Below are 6,955 nucleotides of genomic sequence, written 5' to 3'. Positions count from 1 at the left end.
TTAGCAACAGGAGGTGTTGCTGAATATATATCCATGTTCATGGATTAAGTCCCCACTTGTTTTTAGGTGGGAACTAAATTAAGGCTTATAGGATCGCTTGGTAAGGCTGTGTTAGCCGGATGCTTACGGAAAAGTGGGGTCCACTGGACACTTACAGCTTATAGGATAGATTGGTAAGATGAGTTCGCCGGATGCGTACCTTCTTAAGTTTATTAGTTCAGACTTACTTAAAGAAAATCCCAGTTTTAAGAGATTAAAACTGGGATTTGGGTTTGACCCAATATGCTGCCTTTGCAACATATCTAAGATGAGTTTTAGATAATGATATTTACACCACCTGCAGCAACGATCTCATTCTCAACCCATACTTTGGCACTAGAATCACTCCAAGTATACTCAGTCATGGTGACATTATTGGCATCTGTAATAACAGCTCCTTTAATAGCACCTGTTTCCAATGTAACTTTATCAGCAGCATCACCGTAGATTGCCAATATATCAGTATCAGAAATATCTAGAACATCCTGAGCTGTCAGAGTAAGTGTTGATCCTTCTGCTTCATTACCCAAATTAATGTGCTCAATACCTGTGATGTTATTATGCAAGGATAGATCAAGATTGATTCCTCCCAATAATGTCAAAGTATCAATGCCTAAGCCACCATTCACAGATTCAAATCCAGTGCCAGATATCATAATCGTATCATTGCCTGAACCGCCATTCATAGTGTCATAACCATTACCATCAATGAGTAAATCATTACCAGCACCACCATTTAATGTATCGTTACCTGTACCACCTCGTAACAAGTCATTACCATCATTGCCATTCAGGACATCATCACCATCAAAGCCATATAGACGTTCACTGCTGAATCCTAATAAGCTACTATCCAAAACATCATTTCCAGAAGTTCCTTGAATAATATCAGGACTACCGCTCTGACCGATTAGACCTTCAAGAACCGCTGCATCAGCAAGAGAAGCGATAATATCGCTATCTGTTGAATTATAGCTGTCAGTTGCTGTAATGGTGAAAGTACCCAATACACTGACATCCAGCGTTAATCCGCCATTTAAGGTTTGTAAGACAGTTAACAAGTTAATGCCGTCAGATTGTAATCTTACTGTCGCAAGCAACTCATTAATTGCCCAGTTATCGATATCACCGCCGTCAATTGCAGTAATCGTGAGTGTTGAAGTCGGACCTAAAAGACCTAGTAATCCAGTATTTTCAACCGTAAAATTTAGACCTAGATCTTTAGCAAGTTGAGCAGAAACTTCCAGATAAGCATCACCTAAAGCAACATTCGCGACGCCCGCAAATTTAACTACAACTGTACGAAGATTGTTATCCACATCCAGCGCGACCATTGCTTGGCGGCTTAAATCAATAACGCCTAGTACATCTGCACCAATTAGGCCTAGCAAGTTGGCATCAAATGCCTGTGTTACTGGTGGCGCATTTCCATCTAACTCAAATGCAGGATCTGAACTATCAAAAGCAATAATTGTATCTACAGTGTCTTTATCATTGTCTGTGAGAACGATATCAAAAGTAGAAACTCCTTCTGTGGACAGAGCTGAATATTCCTGATCAACTAAGAGGTTTCCATTTTTCAACAACTGTTCAATCACTTCAAGATTTGATTGGCCATTGACCAGATCAGTATTGGTAAAGATGATACGCTGGTCTACTGTTGTGCTAACGGCACCTGAAGTACTGATATCAAGTATCGTATCATCTGCAACACCATCACCATCACCATCACCTATACTGAAAGATAAATAGTTAGTGAGATTACCGGCTAATAGATTTGCGATAGCACGTTCGTTTTCTAACAAGCCACGCAGATCAAGAATATCTCCACCACCGGCAACTGGTTGTACATTGAAATCAGCAATGATATCAGTTGCTAATGATGTACCTTGATCGCCTTTCTCAAAGAGGAAAATATCATTGCCTGTTCCACCAACCAGAGTATCATCACCTGTACCACCAATCAGCGTATCATTACCTGATCCACCATTGAGGATATCTGAATCCGCTCCTCCTCGCAGTAAATCATTACCATCACTACCCGCTAGCTGGTCATCACCTGCGTAACCATATAAACGTTCGTCCGTCGTTAGACCATTATTATCACCAGTCTGCAGATCAATACCTGAGGTACCTTCCCAAATTGGTGAAGGATTGTTAGAAGGATTCAGTAAATTAAGCCCAGCGAGATCAGTTTCTGCAGAATCTGTAACGACATTTCCTTGGTTATCTGTCACTGTCATTGAAATTGTAGGAAGCAGATTCACAGATACAATACTGCCTTGATCCACATAAACAGTAGCCAAAAATTCATTTAACTGCTGATTATCAATCGTTCCTCCACCTACTTTTTCAATAGTAATATTGGCAAATGTTTGAAGGAGCCCCCCTAGTCCGTTACGATCTGGAGTGACTACCAAACCAAACTCATCCGCCAACGCCTGAGACCAACGGATATCATAAGAGTCTAAAAGGGAAATGCCTAATGATGTCATTTCTACTACGACTTGGGTGATATCCTTGTTCGGATCAGTGGCTGTAAATTGCTGGTTGGTACCAACACCCACCAAACCAAGAGCACCTGCATTTACCAATCCCAACAAACTCGCAGAAGAATTGACATTCACAATTGGTGCTTCATCAATTGCTGGTCCTGACTCAAGTTTAGCGTACTCATAACTACCCGTGAGCATATTGACAATCAGGAGATCGCCACGGTTGGTATAAATGGTTAACTCATCTGAAGCCGGGTCAAATGTATATGTCGTACCATCCGCGGTGCCTGTAGGCGTGATCGTATCTGCACCATTATAGGTTAACGTATAATCTGCAAAGGTTACACTTTGGACATAACCACCATCGGCACCAAAACCAACTACAAGCTCACCTGAAGTCGTTTCACCCGCTGAAACCTGAACCCAATTGTCTGGGTAGCTATAATCAACAAGAAGATTACCCGTATAGAGCAAATCGTTGAGGATCTCCTGTTGAGTCTTCCCTGTGACAAGATCAACATTCGCAAGAACGATAACCTGATCATAAGAAGTTGATACTGTGCCATTTACACTTACCCGGATAATAGTATCGTCTGCAATACCATCACCGTCACCATCAGCCTTTTCAAATGATAGATAGTCCGTTAAATTGCCCGTTTGTCCAATCACATGATTTTCACCTTGTAACAAAGTGCGCAGATCAATCACATCTCCGCCAGCACCCAAAGTAAAGTCGGTAATGACATCAACTGGTTTATAGCTGATAACACCATCACTGTTAAAGTCCTGAACTATGGTCACTTCCGGTGATGAATAAGTACTTACTAGAGGACCAGTATCCACAGTTACACTATCAGTACTCGCAATAGATATTGTATCACCTCGCTGAAGCGTCGCTGTCACAGTTAAAGTTTGCTCCTCACCAGGTGATGGATAGCTTCTTGTAATTGGGCCTGCATCAATAATTGCTTGAGTCAGTACAATCGTTTCGGTAACTCCAGTATTTGTCACGATGACTAACTCATCCCCAACTGCAGAACCAGATGCCAAAGCTATAGAAACATCAATATCACCTTGTAACTCTCCTGCATCTAGAATTCCGTTGTGGTCTGTTAGTAAACCATCATTAAGTAGATTACCAAGACCATTACCATCATCTTCAGTAATTGTAACAGTCGGCTGAAGGCCGTTAGTCATCGCACCAATCACCACAGTTGCAGTACCAGGTTTACTTACATAGGTTGAACCTACACTGAGCATATGAACAGCTGTCACTGTAATTTGTTGACCTTCTACTGGTGCTGTGACTGGCACTAAAATATAGCCTGTAACGATATCTGAGGCAGTCAAGGTAATATCTTGTGTTGTTGTAACTATTCCAACAGTCGTTGTTACACGAATAACTTGACCATCTATATAACCAACAACATCAATTTTTGCATCAAGCGTAGTTGGAGCTGTCATAAGCTGATCGCCCAGACTCCATTGGAAGATATCAGACCCTGTTCCACCAGTTAGCTCATCTGAACCTTGTCCACCATTAAGCAGATCAGCACCTGAGCCACCATTTAAGAGATCATTTCCTAAACCACCATCGAGCAAATCATTCCCATTATTGCCATATAACTGGTCATCTCCAGCACCACCATAGAGCTTGTCATTTCCATCAGAATCACCACCTTCGTCGACAGAATTGTAACCATAGAGTCGATCGTTTCCTGAACCGCCGAATACAATGTCAGATCCGCCAAAACCGTACACAGTGTCATTACCCACACTGGTAAAGTAGACATCATCTCCCATGTTTACTCCAGATGTACCAGTCACAGTATCATTTAAACCAGCAGCGTAACCCAATACACTACCACTATTCAGAACATCAGTTTCCAACCAGTCTGAACCCAGTTTGGTGTCACTAAAACCTGAAGTATCGGTCACGGTCAAGGTAGACACTGCCATCATATCGTTGGTAGCACTTCCTCCCATCAGACCACGCATCATCTGGTACAGGGTAGTTAACAACACATTAACTGATTGATTATCCATTGATGTTGGAGCTACTGCTGTAACGGTAAAGATTAAATCTCCTCCTGTAGTCCAATTAATTTCCAAACCTAATTCAGCAGCAAACTCCGACTTGAATAAAACTCCTGAATCATTATTCAGTAGTGTTCTTAAAGTATCCGTATTGGTGCCAGATGGGATAGATAACACAACACTGGCAAGATTGTTATCCGATGCCCAGGCCAATAGTTTCTGATCTGTACCAAATTCCAGAATATTCAACAGTTGTGAATCAACACGCGCAATATCGGGATCCGCATCTGACAGCACTGCTACAATATTATCCGCCCCCTCATATGTTGGCAGGGAGGAAGCAGCTGTCATCATGGCAACCGGCATATCATCTTCAACATCTATCGTAAAGTTATAGGTTGAACCATCCATAACAGTACTAAATTGAAGTGAAAGTACATCCTCAACATCGACAACAGGATGATCTAATGGCGCCAGTAAGGTAAATGTATATTCACCATTTGCTTTGACTATTAAAGTTGCAACAGGCGTAGTTCCAGCTACTCCAGTTAGAGTATAGGTATCTGTTCCGTCTCCACTTGGTGTCCATGTCACAGGAACTCCATCCGAGTTTAGAGGTGCTGAAGTTAATGTGACTGAAGTCACTGTTGTAACAGGAGATATAAGATTCAGCGCCGCCGTAACTGTTGTTACGTCGGTCGTATCTGTCGGGGATCCAAGCATATCTGGCTGACCAAATGGTAGGCCTTCTTCAGATACAGTCGGTTGACCCACGATCAGAGTTAAGGTTGCTGTATCTGTAAACTCACCATCTGTTACCGTATAGAGATAGGTATCTGTTCCCATCCATCCAGAGGTAGGTGGGGTATATACATAACTACCATCACTCGCAATAACAATTTGCCCACCTTGAGTTGTCGTGTAAGTTCCAGGTGCTTGTACACTCAAGCTACTATCCACATCTGTATCATTGGCCAACACACTCACTTTAGATGTAAATGTCGTGTCTTTTACAACATAAGCAAGATCATCTACTGTAACAGGCTCATCATTCACAGCACCAACAGTAATTGTCAAAGTTGCGGTATCAAAGAACTCTCCATCTGTAATTGTGTAATCAACGCTATCTGTACCATTGAAATTCGCTACAGGTGTATAGACATACTGCCCGTCCGCAGCAATCACGATCGTACCACCCTGAGTCGTCGTATATGTAGCTGCAACTGCTGTGAAACTGCTATCAACATCACTGTCATTCGCCAACAGGCTGATTGTTGAAGTAAATACAGTATCTTCTGTGCTACTAATCGCATCATCTGCTGCTATTGGAGCATCATTTACAGAAATTACATTAATATTCACAGTAGCTGTAGAAGTCTCACCATCACTATCCCTAATGGTGTAAGTGAAACTTGCAGGACCATTGTAATTAGCGCTTGGCGTAAATATGACATTTCCATCTATATCAAGAGCCACAGTACCATTGGTTGCATTTTGCACCGAGGTAATGCTAACTGGTGCATCAAGCAAGCCTGTATCATTACTTAACAGATCAGCTGCTGTGATATTAAGTACAGTATCTTCGTTAGTAGCAAAGTTGTCATCTACTGCAACTGGCTGAGCTTCATTGACTGCTTCAACAACTATGCGTAATGTTCCTACATCTGTTAGTGATCCATCCGTAATGGTGTAATCAACGGTGTCTATACCGGCAAAATTAGCTGCTGGCATATAAACATATTGGCCGTCTTGCGAGATCACAATCGTACCGCCTTGCGTGGTCGTGTACGTACCTGCAACCGCTGTAAAGTTGCTATCAACATCGCTGTCATTCGCTAACAGACTAACGGTTGAAGTAAATATGGCATCTTCTGCAACTGTAATCAGATCATCTATCGCTACCGGGGCATCATTCACCGGAGTCACGCTGACGTTTACTACGCTGCTGCTGGTACCACCCATGCCATCGCTAATGCTATAGCTAATAGTGTCTGCACCGGTGTAGTTCGTGTTCGGTGTATAGCTGAGTGTGCCATCTGCATTGATTGTCACTGTGCCATGCAACGCGCTCGCTGCAGTAACAGTTAACGTATCATTTTCAGCATCCGTGTCATTGCCCAGAACAATAATGGTGGCTGCAGTGTCCTCGATCACCGTTGCTATATCTGGATTGGCCACAGGTGCATCATTCACCAGGCTGGTCACCGGCATTGCCGCTGTGCCAGTCACAGGTGTTGTACCATCAGTCACTGTTACACTGACTGCAGGAAGGTTTCCACCTCCGTTCACCCAGTCCGCACCCGCCTGGGTCAAGCTTACAACACCCGTCGCAGGATCAATGCTGTAGTAGCCGTCCGGATTGTTAGTCAGGCTGTAAGTCAGCG

The 6,955-nt window shown here is 42.8% G+C and carries 1 protein-coding gene; it reads right to left on the bottom strand.

From position 1 onward, the window contains the following. Window positions 1-314: 314 nt before the first annotated feature. Entirely contained in the window at window positions 315-6,884 is a 6,570-nt protein-coding gene (locus tag FTT87_RS15370; protein WP_218954221.1) for a tandem-95 repeat protein, read from the bottom strand. Window positions 6,885-6,955: the final 71 nt, after the last annotated feature.

Source organism: Acinetobacter sp. YH01022 (assembly GCF_013420235.1).
Classification (GTDB): domain Bacteria; phylum Pseudomonadota; class Gammaproteobacteria; order Pseudomonadales; family Moraxellaceae; genus Acinetobacter.
This window is presented reverse-complemented; position numbering and strand designations above follow the sequence as displayed.